At 75.0% G+C, this 22,840-nt stretch carries 24 protein-coding genes and 1 pseudogene; 9 read left to right on the top strand and 16 right to left on the bottom strand.

The annotated features are described in order from the left end of the window. Both NH602_RS11900 and NH602_RS11895 read right to left on the bottom strand, forming a co-directional pair. Positions 1–278 (bottom strand): annotated as a pseudogene (locus NH602_RS11900) (S-methyl-5-thioribose-1-phosphate isomerase); the annotation flags it as partial. Between the two features lie 105 nt (positions 279–383). Continuing rightward, positions 384–1,736, bottom strand: a complete 1,353-nt coding sequence (locus NH602_RS11895) for a sorbosone dehydrogenase family protein (protein WP_253067860.1) — start codon at positions 1,734–1,736, stop codon at positions 384–386. A 69-nt stretch (positions 1,737–1,805) separates the two neighbouring features. Here NH602_RS11895 and NH602_RS11890 point away from each other — a divergent pair, with 69 nt between their 5' ends. Then, positions 1,806–2,225, top strand: coding sequence for an SRPBCC family protein (locus NH602_RS11890; RefSeq protein ID WP_073575001.1), 420 nt, complete (start codon positions 1,806–1,808; stop codon positions 2,223–2,225). On the opposite strand, the gene NH602_RS11885 is transcribed toward NH602_RS11890, so the two are convergent. From NH602_RS11885 to NH602_RS11875, 3 genes are read right to left on the bottom strand one after another with little or no spacing between them, the layout of a single operon-like run. Then, positions 2,162–3,049, bottom strand: a complete 888-nt coding sequence (locus NH602_RS11885) for an alpha/beta fold hydrolase (protein ID WP_253067859.1) — start codon at positions 3,047–3,049, stop codon at positions 2,162–2,164. The two genes, NH602_RS11890 and NH602_RS11885, sit on opposite strands and share 64 nt — an antisense overlap. Further along, positions 3,046–3,906, bottom strand: coding sequence for an SDR family oxidoreductase (locus NH602_RS11880; protein ID WP_073574999.1), 861 nt, complete (start codon positions 3,904–3,906; stop codon positions 3,046–3,048). The genes NH602_RS11885 and NH602_RS11880 overlap by 4 nt, the downstream gene beginning before the upstream one ends. After that, a complete protein-coding gene (locus NH602_RS11875; RefSeq protein ID WP_253067858.1) occupies positions 3,906–5,489 on the bottom strand; it encodes an NAD(P)/FAD-dependent oxidoreductase in 1,584 nt (527 codons plus the stop codon). Before NH602_RS11875 ends, NH602_RS11880 begins: the two co-directional genes overlap by 1 nt. Positions 5,490–5,607: 118 nt before the next feature. Here NH602_RS11875 and NH602_RS11870 point away from each other — a divergent pair, with 118 nt between their 5' ends. After that, positions 5,608–6,639, top strand: coding sequence for an AraC family transcriptional regulator (locus NH602_RS11870; protein WP_253067857.1), 1,032 nt, complete (start codon positions 5,608–5,610; stop codon positions 6,637–6,639). A 33-nt stretch (positions 6,640–6,672) separates the two neighbouring features. On the opposite strand, the gene NH602_RS11865 is transcribed toward NH602_RS11870, so the two are convergent. The 6 genes from NH602_RS11865 to NH602_RS11840 form a co-directional block, all read right to left on the bottom strand. After that, a complete protein-coding gene (locus NH602_RS11865; RefSeq protein ID WP_253067856.1) occupies positions 6,673–7,680 on the bottom strand; it encodes a DUF5914 domain-containing protein in 1,008 nt (335 codons plus the stop codon). A 23-nt stretch (positions 7,681–7,703) separates the two neighbouring features. Continuing rightward, the gene (locus tag NH602_RS11860; protein WP_253067855.1) at positions 7,704–9,314 is read right to left on the bottom strand and encodes an FAD-dependent oxidoreductase; all 1,611 of its coding nucleotides are present in this window, start codon (positions 9,312–9,314) and stop codon (positions 7,704–7,706) included. Beyond that, positions 9,311–10,069, bottom strand: a complete 759-nt coding sequence (locus NH602_RS11855) for a class I SAM-dependent methyltransferase (RefSeq protein WP_253067854.1) — start codon at positions 10,067–10,069, stop codon at positions 9,311–9,313. Before NH602_RS11855 ends, NH602_RS11860 begins: the two co-directional genes overlap by 4 nt. An 85-nt stretch (positions 10,070–10,154) precedes the next feature. Continuing rightward, positions 10,155–11,273, bottom strand: coding sequence for a polyprenyl synthetase family protein (locus tag NH602_RS11850; RefSeq protein ID WP_253067853.1), 1,119 nt, complete (start codon positions 11,271–11,273; stop codon positions 10,155–10,157). 214 nt (positions 11,274–11,487) lie between these two features. Next, positions 11,488–11,883 (bottom strand): hypothetical protein, encoded by a 396-nt coding sequence (locus NH602_RS11845; protein WP_073574993.1) that lies wholly within the window; start codon positions 11,881–11,883, stop codon positions 11,488–11,490. Between the two features lie 46 nt (positions 11,884–11,929). Continuing rightward, positions 11,930–12,259, bottom strand: a complete 330-nt coding sequence (locus NH602_RS11840) for a hypothetical protein (RefSeq protein WP_179759941.1) — start codon at positions 12,257–12,259, stop codon at positions 11,930–11,932. Positions 12,260–12,366: 107 nt separating this feature from the next. On the opposite strand from NH602_RS11840, the gene NH602_RS11835 reads away from it, so the two are divergent. Next, a complete protein-coding gene (locus NH602_RS11835; protein ID WP_253067852.1) occupies positions 12,367–13,218 on the top strand; it encodes a hypothetical protein in 852 nt (283 codons plus the stop codon). Here NH602_RS11835 and NH602_RS11830 read toward each other — a convergent pair. The 4 genes from NH602_RS11830 to NH602_RS11815 are packed head-to-tail and all read right to left on the bottom strand — an operon-like array spanning position 13,172 to position 17,212. Continuing rightward, the gene (locus NH602_RS11830) at positions 13,172–14,368 is read right to left on the bottom strand and encodes an acyl-CoA dehydrogenase family protein (protein WP_179759939.1); all 1,197 of its coding nucleotides are present in this window, start codon (positions 14,366–14,368) and stop codon (positions 13,172–13,174) included. The genes NH602_RS11835 and NH602_RS11830 overlap by 47 nt on opposite strands. Beyond that, entirely contained in the window at positions 14,365–15,264 is a 900-nt protein-coding gene (locus NH602_RS11825) for a 3-hydroxyacyl-CoA dehydrogenase NAD-binding domain-containing protein (protein WP_253067851.1), read from the bottom strand. The genes NH602_RS11830 and NH602_RS11825 overlap by 4 nt, the downstream gene beginning before the upstream one ends. Next, positions 15,261–15,998, bottom strand: a complete 738-nt coding sequence (locus NH602_RS11820; protein WP_179759937.1) for an acetoacetate decarboxylase — start codon at positions 15,996–15,998, stop codon at positions 15,261–15,263. Before NH602_RS11820 ends, NH602_RS11825 begins: the two co-directional genes overlap by 4 nt. Further along, complete coding sequence (locus tag NH602_RS11815) at positions 15,995–17,212, bottom strand: CaiB/BaiF CoA-transferase family protein (protein ID WP_246352628.1); 1,218 nt, start codon at positions 17,210–17,212, stop codon at positions 15,995–15,997. Before NH602_RS11815 ends, NH602_RS11820 begins: the two co-directional genes overlap by 4 nt. 57 nt (positions 17,213–17,269) lie before the next feature. On the opposite strand from NH602_RS11815, the gene NH602_RS11810 reads away from it, so the two are divergent. The 3 genes from NH602_RS11810 to NH602_RS11800 all read left to right on the top strand — a co-directional run bounded on the left by NH602_RS11810 (position 17,270) and on the right by NH602_RS11800 (position 19,668). Beyond that, the gene (locus NH602_RS11810) at positions 17,270–17,980 is read left to right on the top strand and encodes an IclR family transcriptional regulator (RefSeq protein WP_179759936.1); all 711 of its coding nucleotides are present in this window, start codon (positions 17,270–17,272) and stop codon (positions 17,978–17,980) included. Between the two features lie 48 nt (positions 17,981–18,028). Beyond that, positions 18,029–19,126, top strand: a complete 1,098-nt coding sequence (locus tag NH602_RS11805) for a hypothetical protein (RefSeq protein WP_179759935.1) — start codon at positions 18,029–18,031, stop codon at positions 19,124–19,126. Between the two features lie 62 nt (positions 19,127–19,188). Beyond that, positions 19,189–19,668 (top strand): SRPBCC family protein, encoded by a 480-nt coding sequence (locus NH602_RS11800; protein WP_179759934.1) that lies wholly within the window; start codon positions 19,189–19,191, stop codon positions 19,666–19,668. On the opposite strand, the gene NH602_RS11795 is transcribed toward NH602_RS11800, so the two are convergent. Beyond that, the gene (locus NH602_RS11795; protein WP_179759933.1) at positions 19,665–20,075 is read right to left on the bottom strand and encodes a hypothetical protein; all 411 of its coding nucleotides are present in this window, start codon (positions 20,073–20,075) and stop codon (positions 19,665–19,667) included. The two genes, NH602_RS11800 and NH602_RS11795, sit on opposite strands and share 4 nt — an antisense overlap. 510 nt (positions 20,076–20,585) lie before the next feature. Here NH602_RS11795 and NH602_RS11790 point away from each other — a divergent pair. The 3 genes from NH602_RS11790 to NH602_RS11780 all read left to right on the top strand — a co-directional run bounded on the left by NH602_RS11790 (position 20,586) and on the right by NH602_RS11780 (position 22,819). Then, positions 20,586–21,053, top strand: a complete 468-nt coding sequence (locus tag NH602_RS11790; protein WP_073574984.1) for a MarR family winged helix-turn-helix transcriptional regulator — start codon at positions 20,586–20,588, stop codon at positions 21,051–21,053. Positions 21,054–21,134: 81 nt separating this feature from the next. Further along, entirely contained in the window at positions 21,135–21,575 is a 441-nt protein-coding gene (locus NH602_RS11785; protein WP_179759932.1) for a MarR family winged helix-turn-helix transcriptional regulator, read from the top strand. Next, positions 21,572–22,819: an MFS transporter gene (locus tag NH602_RS11780; protein WP_253067850.1), complete on the top strand. Its 1,248-nt coding sequence runs from the start codon at positions 21,572–21,574 to the stop codon at positions 22,817–22,819. The genes NH602_RS11785 and NH602_RS11780 overlap by 4 nt, the downstream gene beginning before the upstream one ends. The last annotated feature ends 21 nt before the right edge of the window (positions 22,820–22,840 follow it).

Raw genomic sequence — 22,840 nt, 5'->3', positions numbered from 1 at the left:
GTGGGCCGGGCGACGGCGATCCGCTCGGCCGCGGACCGCACCGCGGCGACGGCGACCGGCGTCGCCGTGCCGTGCAGGGACGCGGCCAGCGCGACCCCGAAGGCGCCGGTGATGCCCAGGCTCGGGGCACCGCGCACGGCCAGCGACCGGATCGCCTCGATCAGCTCGTCGACGGTGCGCAGGTAGAGGTGCTCGGTCGCGCCGGGCAGCGCGCGCTGGTCGAGCAGGACCACCGCCGGGCCGCCCTCGTCGTCGCCGGCCCAGTCCACGATCCGCATCGCCCCGTACCCTCCCCGGTCGTCCGCCCTCGGGCGACCGGGGTGAACCTACCCCGGCGCCGCGGGCGGCCGGGCCGACTGCGGCCCCGGTCACGGGCGGGCTGCTCACCGGCCGGGTGGCGCCACCCGGTAGACGGCACCGGCGTCGTCGTCGGTCACGTAGACCGCGCCGTCCGGCCCGGCGACGGCCGCGACCGGCCTGCCCCAACGCGCTCCGGACGGGTCCTGGAACCCGCCGACCAGCGTCTGCTGCGCGCCGAGGCCCCCGTCCCGCCAGGGGAAGAACGACACCTCGGGGGCCCTCGGCGGGTCGGCGTTCCAGGAGCCGTGCACCCCGGCCAGGGCCCCGGCCGCGTACGGCGCGGGCAGCACCCCGTCGGTGAACGACAGCCCCAGCGGTGCCGAGTGCGCCGGGAAGGACTGCTCCACGGGGGCCAGCGCCGCACAGTCCATCGCGCGCCCGCCGGGGTTCAGCTCGGCGTCGGCGACCAGACCGACGTCGGTGAAGTTCTGCGCGGAGCCGGCGACGCCCGGGTCGGTGTCCGGGTCCGGGTTGCAGAACGGCCAGCCCAGCTCGCGGCCCGGGGTGAGCCGGGCCAGCGGTTCGGCCGGATGGTCGGTGACGTAGGCGTCGACGACCTTCCCGAACGACGAGGCGCCGGCGTCGCCGTAGGGCCGGTCGTAGGGGTAGGGCACGTTGTCGCGGCCGTTGACCGCGGTCCAGACCGAGCCGTCGGGCGCGGTGGCCAGCCCGGTGCCGTTGCGGACCCCGGTCGCGAACGGCGCGGCGGGCCCGCCGGTGGGCGGCATCCGCAGGATCGACGCGCGCGGGGGAGTGGCGTCCCGGTCGGCGACCGATATGTTGCCGGTCGACCCGACCGAGACGTAGACCGCGCCGTCCGGGCCGACGGTGACCGACTTCAGCTCGTGGCCGTAGGCGCCGCGCAGGTCGGGGGAGTTGGCGTCGGGCAGGCCGGGGACGACGACCCGCCGCCCGGTCGCCGCGCCGCGGGCCCAGGCGTACGCCGACACCTGGTTCGACTCGGCGACGTAGAGGGTGCCGCCGTCCGGGGAGAACGCGAGCCCGTGCGGCTGGGTGAGCCCGTCGAGCAACGGCCGCTGCTCACCGGTGCGCGACAGCGCCAGCACCCGGCCGTCGTCGGGCACCGAGACGAGCAGCTCGCCGTCCGGGGTCCAGACGGCCAGCCGGGCGTTCGGGACGCGGGCGAGGACCGACACCGTCCACCCGGCCGGGACGAGCGCCTCGCGGGGCTCGTCGAACGGGGCGGTCGCGGCCCCGGGCGGCACCGACACCGTGACCGGCACCAGGTCCGCGCCCGCCGCGGCGACCGGGGCCTCGGCGCCGGACAGCGCGTTGGTCACCGGGTTGGGGCCGGTACCGCAGGCGGCGAGCAGGGGGAGCGTGACCAGGGCGGCCAGCCACGGGGCGATCCGCATGAACCCGACGCTACGGCCGCAACCGGCCCGTCGCGCGGCGGGGGCGCGCAGCCGCCAGGATCGTCGTCGATGCGCCTGACACTGCACGCCCGCGGCCCGCAGCCCGCCGACGAGGTCTGGGAGCGCTACGCCGTGCCCGCCCGCTGGCCGGAGTGGGCGCCCTACATCCTCGGTGTCGACACCGCGGCGGACCGGATACGCCCCGGCGTGACCGGGCAGGTCCGCGGCCCGCTCGGCGTCACGGTGTCCTTCGCGGTCACCGAGGTCGACGAGCGCGCCCGCACCTGGGCCTGGGACGTCGCCCTCGGCGCCGGCGCCTCCCCGCTGAACCGGGTGCGGTTGAGCCTGGACCACGGCGTGCGGCCGTCCGGGGCCGGTACCCGGACCTGGCTGACCGTGCACGGCCCGCCCGCCGTGGTCCTGCCCTACCTGGTGCCGGCGCGGCTGTCGCTGGAGATGCTGGTCCGCCGCCCCGCCCGGGCGAGGTGATCGCACGCCAGCGTCGCGAACGCCCCGGGAACCTCGATCTGGGGCATGTGTCCCACCCGGCCGAACACGTGTGTCGTGACCTGCGGGAGCCGGCCCGCCGCGCGCAGCTGGGCCGCGGGCAGGATCAGGTCCCGTTCACCCCACACGACCAGGGTCGGCTTCGGGGCGCGGGCGAACGCGTCGAGCAGCGCGCGCCGCCAGCCCGGCCGGACCCCGCGGACGGTGCCCAGCTCGGCCGCGACCTCGGCGAAGGTCCGGGCGAACTCCGGCCGCCGCGCGATCTCCACGGCGCGGGCGACCCGCTCGTCGGTGACCAGGGAGCCGTCGACGAACAGGGACCGCTCCGAGCGTCGCGCCGCCGTGGCGTCCAGGTGGCCCAGCAGGAACCGGCCCAGCAGCGGCACCCCGATGACCCGCAGCGCGGGGGTCACCTCGGCGCCGAACCCGGCGGGGTCGGCCAGCACCAGTGAGACGACCCGCTCGGGGTGCCGGGTGGAGATCAGCAGCGCGACGGCGCCGCCGAGCGAGTTGCCCATGACGTGCGCCGGCCGGGTCTCGCCGAGCGCGTCGAGGGTGGCGAGCGCGGTGTCGGCGAGCTTCTCCAGCGTCGCCGGGCCGGGCACCCGGTCGGAGTGGCCGAACCCGGCCAGGTCGAGCGCGACCACCCGGTACCGGGACAGGAACTCGTGCTGCGGGTCCCAGTCCTCCAGACTGCGGCCGATCCCGTGCAGCAGCAGGACCGGCTCACCGGAGGGGTCGCCGGTCTCGCGGACCCGGATCCGGGTGCCGCCGACGTCGACGAAGCGGGTCTGCGGGAGGGTCATCGCGTGCGCGCCGCCTTCGCGTTCCCCGAGGCGCCCACCAGCTTCGCGAAGATCCGGATGCTGTTCGCCGGGGCGAGCCGGGCCAGCAGGTCCGGGACCTTCGCGCTGATCCCGATGAGCAGCCGCGGGCGGCGCTTCGCGATCGCGTCGACGATCAGCTCGGCGGCCTTCTCCGCGGGGAAGGTCAGCAGCTTCTCGAAGTCCTTCTTGCCGCGCTCGGCCTCCTCGGCCGGGATGTTGACCCCGACCCGGGCGCCGGCGGCGATCCCGGTCCTGATGCCGCCCGGGTGCACCGTGGTGACGGTGGTGCCCACCTGGGCGAGCTCGGCGCGCAGCGCCTCGGAGAAGCCGCGGATCGCGAACTTCGACGACGAGTACGCCGACTGCCCGGGCGGTGCGATCAGCCCGAACAGGCTGGACACGTTGACCACGTGCGCGCCGGGCCGTGCGGTCAGCGCGGGCAGCAGGGCGTGGGTCAGCCGCACCGGGGCGCGGAAGTTGACGTCCATGACCCAGTCGAACTCGTCGAGGGTCAGCCGGGCGAAGTCCCCGCCGAGCGCGACGCCGGCGTTGTTGACCAGCAGCCTGATCTCCGGGTGGCCGGCGAGGATCCGGGTCGACAGCGCGTCGACGGCGTCGCGGTCGGCCAGGTCGACGGTCTCGGTGGTCACCGACAGGCCGGGGTGCTTCGCGCGGATCGCCGACGCAACGGTGTCGAGCCGGTCGCCGTCGCGGTCGACGAGCACGAGGTCGCTGCCGCGCTCGGCGAGCAGGCGGGCCACGTGCTCGCCCATGCCACCGGCGGCACCGGTGACGACGGCGGTGCCCTCGGCGAAGCGGAACGGTGAGCGGGCCATCAGGAGGCCACCTCCTGCTGTGCGGTCGCCGGGGTGGCGACGGTGTCCGCGGCGATGCCGGACGCGGTCGGGGTGGGGACGCGGGCGTCGCGGGCACCGAGCGCCGAGGCGGGGGTGAGGATCATGTCCCGCTTGAGGTCGGCGCGGCCGAGCCCGACGGCGTCGAGGAAGAAGTTCTGGTGCAGCCGCCACGGGTCCTTGCGGCCCTGGCGCGGGAACAGGTGCTCCGAGCGCTTCACGTAGTTCGACTCGATGTCGAGCAGCGGCCGGTCCGGGGACGCGGTCGGCGCCGGCGTGGCGACGGCGATCCGGTCGCGGTCCATCAGCGCGAGCAGCTTGGGCACGTAGCGGGCGACGAGGTCGGCGCGCAGCGTCCAGGACGCGTTGATGTAGCCGATGCAGAACGCCAGGTTCGGCAGGCCCGACAGCATCAGGCCGCGGTAGGTGACGGTCTTGCCGATGTCGACCTGCTCGCCGTCGACGTGGATCGTGATGCCGCCCAGCGGGCTCAGCGACAGGCCGGTCGCCGAGACGATCACATCGGCCTCCAGCTCCTCGCCCGACCGCAGCCGGATGCCCTTCTCGGTGATCCGCTCGATGTGGTCGGTGACGACCGAGGCGTCACCCCGGTTGATCGACTTGTAGAAGTCGCCCTCCGGGATGACGCACAGGCGCTGGTCCCACGGGTCGTAGCTCGGGGTGAAGTGCTTGTCCACGTAGGACTCGTCCTTGAGGAACTTCAGCGCGAGGCCGCGCAGCACCTTCTTCACACGCTCCGGGCGGCGCCGGGCGAGCTGGTAGAACGCCTGGGTCAGCGTCACGTACTGCAGCCGCAGGATGGCGTGCGCGACCTTCGCGGGCAGGAAGCGGCGCAGCTGGTCGGCGACCGGGTCCTTGCTGGGCAGCACCGTGAGGTACGACGGCGAGCGCTGCAGCATCGTGACGTGCCCGGCCTTCGCGGCCAGCGAGGGGATCAGCGTGACGGCGGTGGCGCCGGACCCGATGACGACGACCTTCTTGCCGGTGTAGTCGAGGTCCTCCGGCCAGAACTGCGGGTGAACCCAGGTGCCGGCGAAGTCCTCCCGGCCCGGGAACTCCGGCTGGAAGCCCTTGTCGTAGTCGTAGTAGCCCGAGCACATGAACAGGAACGAGCAGGTGTAGCGCTTCGGGCCCTGCGCGGTGGTGGTGTCCACCGTCCAGCGCGCAGTGGCCGAGTCCCAGGACGCACCGACGACCTTCGTGCCGAAGCGGATCCGCTCGGTCACGCCGTACTCGCGGGCGGTCTCGGTGATGTAGCGGCGGATGTCGGCGCCGTCGGCGATCGACTTCGGCTCGCGCCACGGCCGGAACGGGTAGGCCAGGGTGAACATGTCCGAGTCCGAGCGGATGCCCGGGTAGCGGAACAGGTCCCAGGTGCCGCCGATGCTCTCGCGGCCCTCGAGGATCGCGTAGTCCTTGCCGGGCAGCTCCTGGTGCAGCCGGGCCGCGGCGCCGATGCCGGAGAGCCCGGCCCCGACGATGATCACGTCGCGGTGCTCGACGGCGGTGCTGTCCGGAGCGGGCGTCGTGCCGGCCTGCGTCATGTGGTCCTCCTCATCGGGCGCGTCCGCGCTGACTACCTCTGTCGACCGAGATCCAGTCTGCCCCAAACCTACCCGGAGTAACTTGACCTGGCGCGACAACAACTTACCCTCGTGCGACATGGGCACCGGATCACTCACCCGGGCGAGGGCGTTGCGGGGGCTCGTCGCGCTGGTCGGCGAGCTGGGCGGCGACGGAGCGGCGCTGTTCGCACGGTTCCGCATCCCGATCGACGCCGTCGAGGGGACCGACCCGGACGCGCTGGTCCCGACCAGGTCGGTGGCCCGGGTGCTGGAGACCGCGGCCGCCGAGCTCGGGTGCGGCGACCTGGGCCTGCGCCTCGCGCAGCGGCAGGGCCCGGAGATCCTCGGGCCGCTCGCCGTCGCTGTCCAGAACTCGGCGACCCTCGGCGACGCGCTCGACTGCGCCTCGCGCTACCTCTACGTGCACAGCCCGGCGCTGACGATCGGCGCCGTCGCCGACCCGGAGGGCGTCGCCGGGGTGACCGGGCTGGAGTACGGCAGCACCGACCCGCTCCCGCCGCAGGTCGCCGACCTGGGCGTGGGGGTGCTGCACCGGATCGTCGGGCTGCTGTCGGGCGGGCCCTACGGGCTGCGGTCGGTGCACCTGCCGCACACCGCTCCCGCCGACGCCGACCGCTTCCGGGGCTTCTTCGGCGCCGAGGTCCGCTTCGACCGGCCCGCCGCCGTGCTGCGGGTGCCCGCCGATCTCGTGCGACGACCGCTGGCCGGCGGCGACGAGACCGTGCGCGCCATCGCCATCGAGTACCTGGAGACCCACTTCGACCGGCCCGGGCGCACCGTCACCGACCGGGTACGGGCGGCCGTCGACCGGTCGCTGGGGTCTGGGCCGGTGCGGATCGGCTCCGTCGCCCGGCTGCTGCGGGTGCACCCCCGCACCCTGCAACGTCACCTCGCGGTGGAGGGGACGACGTTCGAGCAGGTCGTCGACGACGCCCGCCGGGACACCGCCGAGCGCCTGATCCTGCGGACCGACCTCCCGTTCACCCAGGTCGCGGCGATGATCGGGCTGGCGGAGCAGTCGGCGCTGTCCCGTGCGTCGAGGCGCTGGTTCGGGAGGCCTCCGCGGGAGCTGCGCAAGGCCGGGCCGGCCGGGCTGCCGGTGGGCTGACGACTGTACGGGCCCCGTGCTGCGCCGACGGTCCTACCGGGCGCGCAGCGCGTAGCGGCGCTCGGCGTAGTCGAGGTCGTCGCGCCACAGCCGGGTTGCGGCCGCGGCCATCGCCGGGCGGATCGCCGGGGCGAGCTTCGAGGCCACGGAGAACCCGGGCCGGTCCGACCCGGCGACGACGGCCTCGATCACCGCGGTCCGGGGCCGCCCGTCGCGGTCGGTGCCGCGCGGGGTCGCGTGGGTCTCGACGACCGAGCCGACGCCCTCGCCGGAGACGATGCGCATCACCACCGTCCGCGGCTCCGGACACACGAACTCCGCCCGCACCGGGACGCCGAGCCCCGGACCGACCTTGAAGGTGACGGTGACCAGGAAGCGGTCGTCGGACTCGTCGACGTCGGTGACGGCGGGCGCGGAGTCCACCGTCAGCTTCTGGAACGAGTACGGGTGGAACCAGGCGCCGTGCCACGGGTCGAGCCGGTTGGCGACGATGTCCTCGGGCTCGCACACCCCGACCAGGGTGGTCACGGCGTCGAGGACCGCGCCGGCCGGGCGGGCCGGGACGACCGGGGCGTCGGTCGGCTCCTCACCGCCGACGTCGTCGAGCCGCGCCCAGACGAGCACCCCGTCGTCGTGGACGGGGTGCACCGCCCAGCCGGGGCCGGACCGGGCGCCCAGGCGCAGCCCGTGCCAGCGGCACACCAGCTCGCCGCAGTCGACGGCCGCCAGCGCCATCGGCGCACCGAGGTGCGGGCAGGCGCCGGGACCCACGCGCACCGTCCCGTCCTCCTCCCGCCACGCGACGAGCTCGACCCCGCCGATGCGCACGCCGAGCGGACGGTCGCCGCGGATCTCCCGGCTCGCGGCGACCACGAACCAGTTCCCCGACGGGCGCGCCTGCGCCCGCTCCAGTGCGGCCGAGATCAGCTTCGGGTCCGCGCCGGCGTAGGTCGGCTTCTGCGCCGCCCACTTCTGCGACGGCAGCGGCTGCAGCGGCCAGTGGGACGGCCAGTGCGCGGTGAGACGGGAGAGCAGGGTCATGACGTGGTGTCCTTCGACGGGTGTCAGGTGCGCATCGCGTACTCGGCGGCGCGCCGCAGCGGACCGAGGCGGCCGCTGGTGGGGACGGTCTCGAGGGGGTGGCCGGCCAGGCCCCAGCCGGCGAGCAGCCGGTTCGCCGCCTGCCAGCCGGTGCTCGCGGCGCGCTCCATGAGCGCGACCGGCAGGTCGATCCGGATGCCGTCGCCGGCCAGCACCAGGCCGTCCACGGGGGTGGCGACGGTGGGCCGCCGCGCGAAGTCGCCGACGCCGAACATCGGGCAGTCCGCCCGCCACTGCACGAGCTCGCCGACCACCCCGGCGCCGGCGGTCTCCGGGTAGAGCTCGTGCAGCCGGGCGACCGAGCGCCGGCGCAGGTCGGCGGTCCAGGTGTCGTCGTCGACGCCCGGGGGCGGAGCCGCGGAGTAGGCGTGCAGCTCCACGACGGACCCGCCGTGCCGGGCGGCCCAGCCCGCGGCGTCGTGCTCGTAGCGGTCCAGCACGGAGACGTTGTCGAGCGGGTCGAGCCCGCCGGTGCCGAGGAACGGCGGCCGGGTCGCGTCGACGGGCCGGTCGAGCCAGAGCCGTTGCACGAGGAACGGCGGGGCGCTGCCCAGCGCGGCGACGTCGTCGCGCCACCGGGCGAGCGCGTCCGGACCGTCGACGGCCGACGCGGGGTCGCCCAGGCCGGGGGAGGCGGCGACGATGTCGCGCAGCCCCCGCACGTCGGTGGCCAGCACGACCGCGTCCGCCTCGCTGCCGCCGCCGTCGCGATGATTCACGTGGAACCGTCCACTGCCGACACCGTCCACCGGGGACCGCTCCACCGAGGACACCGCGACCCCGGTCCGGAACGTGACGCCGCGGGTGGTCAGGTAGTGGCGCAGCGGCTCCCACAGCGCGGTGTCGAAGCCCGCGTCGGGCACGTCGAACATCAGGCCCTCGGAGGAGCCGAGGAAGTAGATGTGGAACATCGTCGCGAGCTCGGCGGCCGACATCGTCGAGGGCGGCGCGAAGAAGCTGCGGGAGAACACCTCGAAGGCCAGGTGCCGGGCCGCGGGCGGGAAGTTGATCGACTCGACGAAGCTCTGCGCGTCGACGTGGTCGATCGCCTCGTAGATGCCGGGCACGCTGACCGCGGCCAGCGGCGCGGCGGCGCGGGCGTCGAGCCGCAACAGGTCCGACGGGCGGAACGTGGGGCTGCGCAGCGCGAACAGCACGGCGTTCCACGGGGGCGTGCGCGGCAACCCGCGGAAGGTGTCCCGGCGGCCCTGTGCGTCGACGAGCGGGTAGTCCTCCAGCGGCACCAGCCGCTCCAGCCCGGGGTCGCCGCGGCGCAACAGCGCGCGCAGGTTGTAGTACTGCCGGAAGAACGCGTGGAAGCCGCGGCTCATCGACACCGGCGTGCCGTCGGGCAGCGTCTCCGACCAGCCACCGACCCGGCCGCCCAGGTAGGGCTCGCGCTCCAGCACCTCGACGGCGACGCCGCGCTCGGCCAGCCCGGTCGCCGCGGCCAACCCGGCGATCCCGCCCCCGACGACGACCGCCCGCGGCCGCCGCCCCAGCTGCCCGGCGTCGCCGAGGCCACCGGCGGGCTCGTGGCGGACGCGGCGCGGGTCGGTCGGGCGGGCGGTCACGACCGCGTCCCGAGCACGGTGTGCACGACGCCGTTCTGCCAGCCGGTCATGGTCTCGGAGTGCACGGCGTCGAACCCGGCGGCGCGCACCCGGTCGCGCAGGCGGCCGATGCCGTCGAAGGTGTTCACGCTGCGCCACAGGTGCCGGTACAGCGCGGTCTCGCCGGTCGTCATCCGGCCGAGCGGCATGATGATCCCCCAGCAGACCGCGTGCCAGGACAGCCGGGCGCGGGGGGAGTCGGCGACCGAGTACTCGTGCAGCGCGAGCACCCCGCCCGGGCGCAGCAGGTCGTGGAAGCGGCGCAGCTGGGCGTCCGGGTCGTCGAGGTTGCGCAGCAGGTAGGCGGCGAGGATCCCGTCGAACGGTCCCTCGACCCCGTTCTCGGCGAGGGTCTCGGCGGTGGAGTGCACGAACCGCACCGACGCCGGCCACGGCTTGGTGCGGGCGCGCTCGAGCATCCCGGCCGAGGCGTCGACGGCGACGATCTCGGCGCGCGGGGCGACCCCGAGCAGCGCCGCGGTGGAGGCCCCGGTGCCGCAGCCCGCGTCGAGCAGGCGCAGCCCGGCGCCGTCACGGGGGAGCCGCATCCGGGCCGCGGACGCGCGCAGGTGGTCGTGGTAGCCGGGGTTCATCCCGACCAGGCGGTCGTAGTCGGCCGCGCCGTCGTCGAAGTGCGACGGGACCTGCTCGCGGGGCAGGCCCGCACGGCCGACGGTTCCGGGGCGGGTGGGACGGGACGGGGAACGGTCGACCATGTCCGCGAGCCTAGGACCGCGGGCGTCGCACGGCGCGTCGGGTCGTATCCTGTTGCACCGCAGTCGCTCGCGGGGGCTTCCCCGGTCAGGAGGCCCGGTCGGCGCAGCGCACGGCCATCGCGCGCAGCACCGCGGCGACGTCGTCGCCGAGCACCCCGTCGGCGACCGCGCCGTCGACCAGCCGCAGCGCACCCTGCACCCGGGTGGCGATGAGCTCCTCGATGCGGCGGCGGGCCCCGGTCGACTCGATCGCCACCCGCGCCGCGGCGACGTCGACCGGGCCGTCGGCCTCGTCGGAGCCGTGCAGCAGCGCGTCGAGGGCGCCCCGGGTGGCCGGTCCGGCTACCTCGCGGGCCAGCACGACCAGGCTGGTGGCCTTGCGCTCGGCCAGGTCGTCGCCCGCGGACTTGCCGGTGGCGTCGGTACCGAACACGCCCAGCACGTCGTCGCGCATCTGGAAGGCCTCGCCGACCATCGTCCCGTAGTCGCCGAGTGCCGCGAGCAGCTCCGGTGCGGCCCCGGCCATCGCGGCGCCGAGCTCCAGCGGGCGCCGGACGGTGTAGTTGCCGGACTTGCGGCGCAGCACGTCCATCACCTCGTCGAGGGTGGGGACGCGGCGGGCCTCGTTGAGCAGGTCGGCGAACTGCCCGACGGCCAGCTCCGAGCGCATCTCGTCGTAGCGCGGCCAGCCGCGGTCGAGCACCGCACGCGGCAGCCCGCTCTCACGCATCGCCTGCTCGGCCCACACCAGGCACAGGTCGCCCAGCAGCACCGCGCCGGACTCGCCGAACCGGTCCGGGCAGCCGGACATGCCCTGGCCGCGGTGCCAGGAGGCGAGCTGGACGTGCACCGTCGGCCGGCCGCGGCGCAACTGCGAACGGTCCATGACGTCGTCCTGGAGCAGGGCGAAGGCGTGCAGCAGCTCCAGCCCGGACACGGCCGCCAACGCGGCGGGGGAGTCCGGGGCCGCGGCCCGCCAGCCCAGGTAGCCGAACATCGACCGCAGGTACTTGCCTCGGCCGACGAAGTCGCTCAGGACCCCGGCGACGAAGTCCGCACCGCGCATCGAGTGCACGTGCTCGGCGCACCGGAGCCGCACGGTCTCGTCGACGTGGGCCCGGACCCGGCCGCGGATCTCCGCGACCCAGTCCGGGTGGGTGGGGACGTGCTCGAGCCGCCGGTCCTGCCCGGTCTCCACGAACATCGCGCGGCCTCCCGTCGGGTCGCCTGGGGTGGTGAGCGGCCGGACGTCGGCGTCCGGACCCGGTCGGGGGCCGAGGGCACGACCGGGCCGGGTCTGTCGAGGGTATGGGGGGCCTCGTGATCGCGCGCGCCGAATCGGACAGACCACCCCGGTCGGGTTCGGACGGAGCGGCCACGTGGTTCGGGTGACCCACGTCACCGGCCGTCCGGGCCGGTCAGCCGGCCCGGAGGAACGACCAGGCGACCAGCCACACCGACCCGGCGACGAGTGCCATCGCCCCGGGCACGTGCACGATCAGCCCCGCGATGTCGCCGAACCACGCCTGGACGAAGGTGAACGCGAAGACAGCCGCGGCGAGGACCGACGGCCACCACGCTCCGGCGGTGACGACACAGAGCCACACCGCGGCCGCCGCGGCGAGCCCGGTGACGACGTGCAGCACGATCGCGCCGGTGCCGTGCGGGCCGACGTCGCCGCCGGTGAACAGGCCGGCGGCGGTCACGAACTGCCAGGCCAGGACGACGACCGACGCGGTCGCGAGCACCCGCAGGGCCAGGACGGGGGTGGAGCGGGTGACGTCGGGGGCGGCGTGGCGGTGTGGGGCGGACATCCTCGCAGTCTGCCGACAACCGGCCGCAGGTGCACGAACCGGGCGTTCAGGCCATCGCGGGCGCGAGCTCCCGCGCGCCGACGACGGCGGCCCAGGCCGGGAGGAAGTGCCGCACCGGGTCGAGCGCGGGGGAGCCGGTGACCGGGCTGAAGTGGTGGTCCACGAACGCGCGCAGCGCCGCGGAGTGGCCGAGCCGGTCCGGGACGAACGCCACGTCGTCGCGCCACCCGCACTCGCAGGCCGCGCGGTAGGCCACGGCCGGGGCGCGGCGTGCGTCGCTCCAGATCCCCGTCGCGCGGCCGTCGGCGGTGTCCGCGCTGACGAACCCCTCGTGGTCGTCCGACCCGGGAATCTCCACCGGTCCGATGTAGAGCACGCGGTGATCATCCCCGGGAGCCGGTGGTGCGCAACCCGCGGCGGGACGGGTGGGTCCTCCGGTTCGTCCGGCGGTCGTCCGACGGCCCCGCGTGGCAGGCTGGACCGGTGGCGGACGACGAGCGGGGCGAGGCGGTGCTGGCCGCCGCGACCGACGCGGCCCGCCGCGAGTTCGGTGGCGAGCTGGTGGCGGCCTACACGCTCGGCAGCCTCGCGCACGGCGGGTTCGCCCCCGCCGTCAGCGACGTCGACCTGGCCCTGGTGCTGCGGGAGACCGGCGGCGGCACGGCCTCGCGGGTGCACGACGTCGTCGCCGCGGCCCGGGACGCGGCCGCGGGCACCGACGGGCTTGCCGAGCGGCTCTCGGTGTTCTGGGCCGACCCGGACACCGTGCGCCACGGGACCGGGCGCCGACCGGCCCGCCTGCCCGCCGTCGACCGGCTCGACCTGCTCGACTCCGGCGTGCTGCGCCACGGCACCGACGTCCGCGACGGGGCCGTCCCGCCCGGCCACGACGAGCTGGTCCGCGGCTCGGCCGGGTTCCTCGTCGAGCGGGTCGACGACGCCTGGCTCGCCGGGGTCGCCGACCCGGCCGCACTGCTGGCCCGCGGGCCGCGCGCGGTCACCAAGACGGTGCTGTTCCCGGTCCGGTTCCTGCACACCCTCACGACCGGGGAGATCGGCCGCAACGACGCCGCCGTCGCCTCCTACGACGGCGCCCACCGCGACCTGGCCCGGGCCGCCCTGCGGTGGCGCGACGGGGCGCTCGGCGAACGGGTCGCGGCCTGGACGCTGCTGACCGACCACCTGGGGGGCCTGTACCGGGAGTGCGTCGACGCCCATCTCGCGGCGCTGCCCGGTGACGACCCCGCCGTCACCGGGCTGCGGGCGCTGCGCGACGCCCTGGCGGTACTCAGTGCTTCGCGGGCCTCCGTCCCACGAACGCCCCGATCCCGGTGACCGCGCGCCCCACGACCAGGGTGTTGATCTCCTTGGTGCCCTCGTAGGAGTAGAGGGCCTCGGCGTCGTTGAAGAACCGGCCGACCTTGTTCTCCAGCAGGATCCCGTTGCCGCCGAACACCTCCCGGGCCCGGGCGACCGCGTCGCGCAGCATCAGGGTGGCCTGTCGCTTGGCCAGGGCCGCCTGCTCGTCGCGGAAGGTGCCGTCGTCCTGCATCTGGGCGACCCTGACCGCCATCCCCAGCGAGGCGACGACGGCGCCCAGGATCGACACGAGGTGGTCCTGGACCAGCTGGAAGGACGCGATGGGCTGCCCGAACTGGACGCGTTCGACGGCGTAGTCACGGGCCAGCTCGAACACGCCCGCCATCGCGCCGACCGCGTTCCAGGCGACGCCGCCACGGGTCACCCGCAGTACCCGGTTCGTGTCGGCGAAGCTCTGTGCGCCGGGCAGCCGGTTCGCCTCCGGCACGCGCACGCCGTCGAAGGTGAGGTCGGCGTTCTGCACGGTGCGCAGCGCGAGCTTGCCCTCCATCTTGGTGGCGGTGAACCCGGGCATGTCCTTCTCGACGACGAAGCCCTTGACCGAGTCGTCCGCCACGTCGCGGGCCCATACGATCACCAGGTCGGCGAAGGTGCCGTTGCCGATCCAGCGCTTGGCGCCGTCCAGCACCCACTCGTCGCCCTCGCGGCGGGCGGTGGTCTCCAGCCCGCCCGCGACGTCGGACCCGCCGTGCGGCTCGGACAGCGCGAACGCGCCGATCCTCTCCATCCGGCGCATGGCCGGGAGCCAGCGGTCCTTCTGCTCCGGCGACCCGCACAGGTCGATCGAGGTCAGCGCGAGCCCGGCGTGCACGCCGAAGAACGTGGCCATCGACGGGTCGACGCGGGACAGCTCCATCGACACGAACGAGGTGAGCAGTCGCGAGTAGGCGGGCCGGTCCGGCCACTCCCGTGCCAGCCCGACGACGTCGAGCTCGGCGAACCCCGGGATCAGCTCGTGCGGGAACTCCGCGCGGTCCCAGTACGCGTCGGCGATCGGGGCGATCTGCTCCTCGGCGAAGGACCGGACCCGGGAGAGGATCTGCTGTTCCTCGGGGGGGAGCAGGTCGACGTAGCCGAAGAGGTCGGCGGGAAGCGGTGCGGTCATGACTCCTCCATCTGCGACCGGGCGGCGAGCACGGAGGTCTCGGCGCGGTCGCGTGCGCTGGTGAGGGCCTCGCGGCTGGGGCCGTAGGCGTCCTCGGTGGCGGTGCTGATCGCCTCGACGGTGTCCGGGTCGAGGGTGGGGTCCCCCAGGTCGGCCCATCGGCGCGCCATCCCCGGGCCGAGGTGCTCGAGCAGGTGTCGCAGGCCGCCGTCGCCGCCGCCGAGGTGGAGGCTCAGGAACGGTCCGCCGGTCGCCCAGCGCGGACCGAGCGCGCCGGTGACCACGCGGTCGAGCTCGGCGGGGGAGACCACACCGTCACGGACGAGGGAGACGGCCTCGCGGAACAGCGCCGACTGCAGCCGGTTGCCGACGAAGCCGTACACCTCCTTGTGGATCTCGACCGGGTCCTTGCCGACCGAGCGCAGGAACTCCGCGGCCCGCGTGACGTTGTCGCGCGTGGTGCGCTTCCCGGCGACGAGCTCCACCAGCGGCAGGACGTGCGGCGGGTTGAACGGGTGCGCGACGAGCAACCGGGCGGCGGCGTCGTCGTCGAGCCGGGCGGCGACGTCGGTGGGCAGGATCCCCGAGGTGGAGCTGAGCAGCAGCGCACCGGCCGGGGCGTGCGCGGCCGCGGTCGCCCAGATGTCCTGCTTCACCTCCAGGCGCTCGGGTCCCTGCTCCTGGACGACGTCGGCACCGGCCACGGCGCGTGCAGGGTCCGGTTCGCAGACGACCCGCTCCAGCAGGTCCGCCGACCCGAACCGGCGCACACCGGCGTCGACGACCTCGGCCAGGTCCGGCCGCGGGTCGGTGACGACGACGTCGTGTCCGGCCGCGGCCAGCAGCACGGTCCAGGAGACGCCGATGGTGCCGGCACCGATCTCGGTGATCCTCACGATTCCTCCAGGTAGTCGTGCACGGTGGTGATCGGCGCGAGCGTGAGGTCGGTCAGCACGTGCGAGGCGGAGACGATCTCGCGCACCGGCAGGTCCGCCAGCGGTGCGAGGACGTGGTCGAACAGCTGCAGCCGGGCCGGTCCGGTGAACGCCCGCTTGACGGTCAGGTCGGTGATCCGGGTGCGGACCAGCCGGGCGTCGACCGGTCCCGATCGGCCCGGCACGAGCTTGACCATGAAGGTCGGCACACCGACCTGCGCGGCGGCCTCCGCCGGATCGAGCTCGGTGTGCTGGTAGGCCATGGTCGCGACGGCCACCGGCAGCGAGCCCTTGTGCAGGGTGCCGACGAGCGCACCGTCCTCGATGCCCAGTCGTGGTGTGCCGAACGCCTTCGGGTAGGCGCTCTGCTCGCGCCCGGCGAAGGTCGCCGGTGCGTTGTCCAGCCACATGCCGTGCAGGTACTCACCCTCCTCGCCGTCGAAGGAGCACGCCAGCGCCTGCCCGGACTCGGTGTAGGGGCCGAAGCCGTCGACGTCGCCCATGTGCATGACCTCGAACCGGACCAGCGGCTCCCCGGCCACCAACGGCTCGGGCAGCGCGCGACGGAACGCGTCGGGATCGGTGCGGTAGACGACGTTCAGGTACTCGCGGTCGGTGAACCGGTGCGATCCCGGCGTGAACGCGGGCGCGGTCAGCGGGGTGGTTCCGGCGGCGAGGACGTCGGCGGCCCTCATCGGGCGAGCACCCCGTCGGCGACCAGCGCGGCGATCTCGTCGTCGGTGCGGCCCAGCTCGCGCAGCACGTCGGCGCCGTCGGCGCCCAGCGCGGGGGCCGGGGTGCGCATCCCGCCCGGGGTGGCGGTGAACCGGACCGGGAAGCCGATGGACCGGTAGCGGCCCTCGGTGGGGTGCTCGGCCTCGGTGAGCAGGCCGCCGTCGGTGACGTAGGGGTCGGTCTCGGCGTCGTCGACGGCGAGGACGGGCGCGAACGGGACCGAGTACTGCGCGCACAGCTGCGCCCACTCGTCGGTCGTGCGCCGGGGGGCCAGCTCGCCGATCAGCGCGTACAGCTCGGGCTGGTGCGCGGCCATCGCGGCGGAGGTGGCGAACCGCTCGTCGGCGGCGAGGTCGTCGCGGCCGGCCGCGGTGAAGAAGTCGGCGATGTTGCGCGGGGTGTAGGGCAGGATGCAGGCCCAGCCGTCCTTCGTCGCGACGGCCTCGTGCCCGGCGGCCATCGACCGGTTGAACCCGGTCGGGCCCTCCGCGGGCACGAAGGTGTGCCCGGACAGGTGCTCCACCAGGTTGAACGCGAGCAGTGTGTCGGTCATCGGGACCTCGACCAGCTGCCCCTCGCCGGTGGCCCGCTGGTGGATCACCGCGGCCAGCGTGGAGTAGGCGATCGTCAGCGCGCAGACCTTGTCGGCCAGGATCGTCGGCGCGTAGGAGGGGGTGCCGGTCGCCCGGCGCATCAGGTCCACCATCCCCGACGACGCCTGCACGATCTCGTCGTAGGCGGCGCGGTCGGCGAGCTCGGAGTCGCTGCGGAAGCCCTGCGCGCGGACCTGGACCAGGCGCGGGAAGCGCTCGGCGACCCGCCCGGGGTCGAGTCCGAGCCGGTCCAGCGCACCCGGGCGCATGTTCGTCACGAGGACGTCGGCGGTGTCGAGCAGGTCGTCGAGCACCGCGCGGCCGGCGTCGGTCTTGAGGTCGAGCGCCACCGAACGCTTGTTGCGGTTCACGTTCAGCGCGAGCGCGCCCATCCCGGGGTTGCGCTGCGGCAGCGTGCGGCGGGTCATGTCCCCGGCCGGCGGCTCGATCTTGATCACCTCGGCGCCCAGGTCGCCCAGGATCTGGCAGGCGTACGGGCCCATGACCACCGACGCCAGGTCGATCACCCGCAGCCCGTCCAGTGCGCCACCCATGTCGTGCTCCCCTCGGTCGGTCCCCATCACGTTCTCCATGAGCATGGCTAACTTCTCTCGCTCCTGCGAGCTAGGCTTACCCATATGCGTAACCACCACCGGACCGTGGACCGGGTGGCCGGTCTGCTGGAGGCCGCCGCCCGCCGGCCCGGCGGCAGCTCCCTGTCGGCGCTGGCCCGCCGCGTCGGAGCCCCGGTGTCCTCGGTGCAGAAGCTCGTCGACGGTCTGGTCGCCACCGGCTACCTCGACGAGCGCGACCGTCGGTACACCCTGGGCCCCGCACCCTGGATGCTCGCGGCGAGGGCGGGGGAACCACCCGTCCCGGCGATCCCGCACGAGGCGCTCGACCAGCTCGCCCGGCACACCGGGCTGCCGGTGCTGCTCGCCGCCCGGATCGGCGACGACGCCGTCTACCTCGACTGGGCGGGCGCCGACGAGGGTTTCGACGTGGCGCTGTCGGCGCGGGTCCGCGCGCCGCTGCCCGACACCGCGGCCGGCCGGGTCCTGCTCGCCCACCTCGGCCCGGCCGAACGCAAACGGGTCGCGCTCGCCGCGCACGAGGGTGATCCCGGCGCCGCCGCCGCGCTCCTCGACACCTGCGCCCGGATCCGCGCCGACGGGTTCGAACGCGGCGCGAGCGGCGCCCTGCTGCCCGGCGCGACGGCGGTCGCGGTCGCACTGCGCCACGACGGCCGGGTGACCGGGGCGCTCTCGGCCGCCGCCCGGGGTGCCGGGCCGCTGCCGGGTGAGGTCGTCGACGCCCTCGCCGACGCCGCGGGAGCCTGGTCCACCTGAGCCGCCGCGCCAGGTTTGCCGCCGTGTGTGCCGGGAAGGTGCGGGGGGATGCGTACCGACTGGATCCGAACCCTGAACGACAGCGACGGTCCCTTCGCGACCGTCGTGCTCGATGCCACGCACGACACCGCCGACGCCACCGAGCAGTACCGCCTGCGCTGGCGCGAGCTGCGGGAGCGCCTGGCCGACGACGGTGCCGACGAGTCGGCGCTCGCCGTGCTCGACGAGGCCGTGACCGCCGCCGACGCCCCCGACGGCACGGCCGGGCGGGTCCTCGTCGCCGACGCCGCGCGGGTCCTGCTCGACCGGCACACCGAGTTCCCGCCCGAGCGCGGGACCGCGGCCTGGGGTGCGGTCCCGGACCTGCTGGGCGTGCTCGGCGCCGTGGGGGAGGACGTGGCGACCGTCGTCGTCGCGGTCGACCGGACCGGTGGCCGGGTCCGCGGTGTGGACGGCACGGTCTCCGAGGTGTCGACCGACTCGGGCGGCCCGGTCCACAAGGCGAGCACCGCGGGCCCCGGAGAGGGCACCGCGGACGCCCGGGTCGAGGAGACCTGGAAGCGCAACGCCCAGGCCGTCGCCGAGCAGGTGGAGAAGTCCGTCCGGGCCGGCAACGCGGGCCTGCTCGTCGTCGCCGGGGACGCGGAGTCCCGGGCCCGCCTGCGCGACGAGCTGCCCCCGGCCTCGGCCGGGATCATGGCCGAGATCGAGAACACCGGCGGCACGGTCCCCGATCAGGTCGACGACACCGTGCGCGCCGCCGCCGACGAGGTCCGCGAGACCCGCCGCGGCGACGCCGTCGCGAGCTTCGCGACCGCGTCGGGGCGCGGCGACGGGCTCGCCGTCACCGGGCTCGGCGACGTCGCCGGCGCCACCCGCGCGCACGCCGTCGAGACGCTGCTGGTCGACCCGGCCGCGGTGCCCGGCACCGAGCTGGTCGTCGGCTCCGACCCGGCCGCGGTGGGGGAGAAGGCCGACGAACTCGTCGGCGACACCCCGGTGCTGTCCGGTCCGGCCGCGAACGTCCTGGTCCGCGCCGCCGCCGCGACCGGCGCCGCCGTCGTGCTGGTCCACCCCGACGACGACGTCACGCTCACCGACGGCGTCGGCGCCGTCCTGCGCTTCCCGGTCGGCCCCGCCTCCTGATCGCGCCGCCGTCGTGCCCCGTCCCCGGGCCGGACCGGCCGGGACGGGGCATGATCGGGTCCATGAACGACCAGCGGATCGAGACCTCGCGCATCGTCGACGCGAGCCCGTCCGAGATCTTCGCCGTGCTCCGCGACCCGCGCGGGCACGTGGCCGTCGACAGCTCCGGGATGTTGATGTCGGCCGAGGGCGGGCCGGTCTCGGCGGCCGGGGACACCTTCGTCGTGCACATGGACCGCGAGTCGCTCGGCGACCGCCCGATGGGCCGCTACGACGTCACCGTGCACATCGCGAGCTACGTGCCCGACCGCGAGATCTCCTGGACCATCGTGGGCGTCATGCGCCCGCCGGTCGGTCACGTCTACGGCTACCGGCTGGAGCCGGTCGCCGAGGCCGACGGCGGCGGGACCCGGGTCGTCTCGTGGTGCGACTGGTCCGACATCCACCCGCAGTACCGCGACTCCGACCTGTTCCCGGTGATCTCCGCGGCGTCGCTCAAGGCGACCCTGGGCATCCTCGCCCGGACCGTGCAGAAGTCCTAGGCGATGCGGCGGCGGCCCCGCCGCAGCAGGGCACCGGAGCCGCACGCCCACAGGGCCCACACCACCAGCAGCGGCTGGAACAGCAACCGGGTCGCGCGGGCGCCGTCGCTGTCGAGGCCGAACGCGTCGGTGCCGGTGAGGTACTGCGCCACGTTGCCGGGGAACACCAGCACGAACAGCGCCGCCGCGACCAGCCCGGCGTGCGGGCGCAGCCGGGCCGGTGCGAGGAGCACCCCGACCCCGACCGCGATCTCGACGAGCCCGGACACGAGCACCACCGCGCCGGGCGCGGGCAGGAACGGTGGCACCTGGGCCAGGAACTCGGCCGGGACGAGCAGGTGGGCGACGCCCGCGGCGACGAGGAAGGCGCCCAGCAGCAGCCGGGCGGTGGTGCGGACCGCGTGCACGGCGCCTCCGGACGTCAGCGATTCCGGGTGTCCGCGGCCCCGGCCGGACCGGGGACCGGACGGGTGCGGACACCCCGGGGTCACCCTCCCACGGAGGCCCTGACATGACCGCTCCCGAGCCCGTCCCGCCACCCGGCCGCCGACGCTGACGGGCGGTCGCGGTACCGCCGTCGTACCGCCCCCCGTCACCCCGTTGTCGCAGCGGGATACCGGCGACCGGGTCACGGTGCGCGCCGACACTGGGCGCTGCGGGTGAACCGGAGCTGTTTGCGATTGAGGCGCGCAGAGTCGGGGAATCCGGGGTGCACAACAGAACGACACGAACTTCTGCACGGACCGGGCGCTGGGGAGCCCTCCGGTCCGTCGGCCCCCGGGTCCGGGGCGCGACCGCTTCGGGGGTGGTCGCGCCCCGGACCTGTTCCTCGTCGTGACCGGTCCGCGGGAGCCCGGTGCCGAGCCGATCCTGCGGGCTCGGATGAACTCCCGACATCGAGCGCTTACCCTGTGGGAATGACCGAGCCCGGAACCGTTGCGCCGCTGGCGCTCGACGAGCAGCTCTGTTTCGCGCTCCACTCGGCGTCGCGTGCGATGACCGGGTGCTACCGCCCGATCCTCGACTCCATCGGCCTGACCTACAGCCAGTACGCGGTTCTGCTCGTGCTGTGGGCCGAGGAGACGGTGCCCCAGCGGGAACTCGGCGAGCGGATGTTCCTGGACAGCGGCACGTTGTCGCCGATGCTGACCCGGCTGGAGGGTCACGGGCTGGTCACCCGCGCCCGTCGCCCGGACGACGAGCGCACCGTGCAGGTGTCGCTGACCGAGAAGGGCAAGGCGCTGCGCGAGCACGCCGCCGCCGCGCAGGACCAGGTCATCGAGGCCACCGGCATGTCGATGGACGAGCTGTTCCGCCTCCGCGACGACCTGCAGCGGCTGGCGTCCCGGCTCCGGTCCGCCGAGTCCGAGGTCGCTCCCGCCTGACCGGGGCGCCGCCCCGTCCGCGCGCGGCGCGGATCGTTGCACAGGTATATGCTTGCCGACAGGCAAACATATGGAGTGTGCATGAGCGGCCTCGACCCCGACGAGCTGGCGCGGCTGCGCACGGACCTGGCCCGGATCGCCCGGGGCCTGGACCGGGCCACCCGCGGCTCCGACCTCACCCGCAGCGCTGTGTCGGTACTCGGCACCGTCGCCGTCCGCGGCCCGATCGGGATGGGGGAGCTCGCCACCGTCGAGGGCGTCAACCCCACCATGCTGTCGCGCCTGGCGGGCAAGCTGGAGGTCGCCGGGCTGCTCGTCCGCGACACCGACCCCGACGACGGTCGCGCCGTGCGCGTCGCGGTCACCGAGGCCGGTGCTGCCGAGCACCGCCGACGCCGCGAGGAACGCACCCGGCTGCTCGCCGCACAGGTCGACGCCCTGACCCCCGACCACGCCGCACGGCTGCGGGCCGCGCTGCCCGCGCTCGACGCACTCGCCGGGGCCCTGCGGGACGCCCGGTGAGCGCCGGTCCGGACCAGGCGTCCCGCCGGGCGCTCGCCCGCACCTTCGCCGCGCTGTCCGGCCACAACTACCGGCTCTGGATCGGCGGCCAGTCGATCTCCCTGGTCGGTACCTGGATGCAGTCGGTCGCCCAGTCCTGGCTGGTGTACGAGCTGACCGGGTCCGCGGCGGTGCTCGGCACCGTCGTCGCCGTCCAGACCGTGCCCACCCTGCTCCTCGGCCCCTACGCCGGGGTGTGGGTGGACCGCCTCGACCGGCGACGGCTGATGGTCGGCCTGCAGACGATGATGGGCCTGCAGGCCGCCGCACTCGCCGTGCTCACCCTCACCGGTACCGTCGCGCTCTGGCACGTCTACGTGCTGGCCGCGGTGCTCGGGCTGAACAAGGCCGTCGAGAACCCGGCCCGGCAGACCTTCGTGCACGAGCTGGTCGGGCCCGAGGACCTGCGCAACGCCGTCACCCTCAACTCGGTCCTGGTCAACGCCGCGCGCGCCGTCGGACCGGCCGTGGCCGGGCTGGTCATCGTCGCGGGCGGGACCGGTATCTGCTTCGCGGTGAACGCGGTCAGCTTCGTCGCCGTCGTGACCTCGCTGCTGCGCCTGGACACCTCCGCGCTCATGCCCACCGCTCCGGCGCCCCGGGCGCCCGGGCAGCTGCGCGAGGGGCTCGCCCACGTGCGCGACAACCCCGAGCTGCGGGTGCCCCTGGTGATGATGGCGCTGATCGGCTGCCTGGCCTACGAGTTCCCGGTGGTGCTGCCGGTCGTGGCCTCGCAGACCTTCGGCGGCGACGCGGCCACCTACGGCTGGCTCACCGGCGCGATGGGCGTCGGCGCGGTCGTCGGGGGGCTCGTCGTCGCCGGGCACGGGCGTACCGGGGTGCCGATGCTGGTGCGGACCGCGTTGCTGTTCGGCCTGGTCCTGGGCCTGGCCGCGGTCGCGCCGGCGCTGTGGGTCGCGCTGGCCGCGATGGGGCTGGTCGGGATGGCCAGCGTCGCGTTCATGGCCGGCGGCAACTCGACGATGCAGCTGGCCTCGGCCCCGCACATGCGGGGCCGGGTGATGGCGCTGTGGTCGGTGGCCCTCCTCGGGTCCACCCCGATCGGTGGCCCGATCGCCGGCTGGGTCAGCGAGCAGTGGGGCGGTCGCGGCGGGCTCGCCCTGGGTGCGGTGGCCTGCCTGATCGCGGCCGCGATCGGCCTGCCCACGGCGCGGCGCGTCGCCCGGGCGGAGGCGGCCGCGTGAGCGCGGTGGCCGACCAGACCC

The organism is Pseudonocardia sp. McavD-2-B (assembly GCF_024124365.1).
In the GTDB taxonomy this organism is placed as follows: Bacteria; Actinomycetota; Actinomycetes; order Mycobacteriales; family Pseudonocardiaceae; genus Pseudonocardia; species Pseudonocardia alni.
Note: the sequence above shows the minus strand (reverse complement) of the source record. Positions and strands in the feature narration are given on the sequence as shown.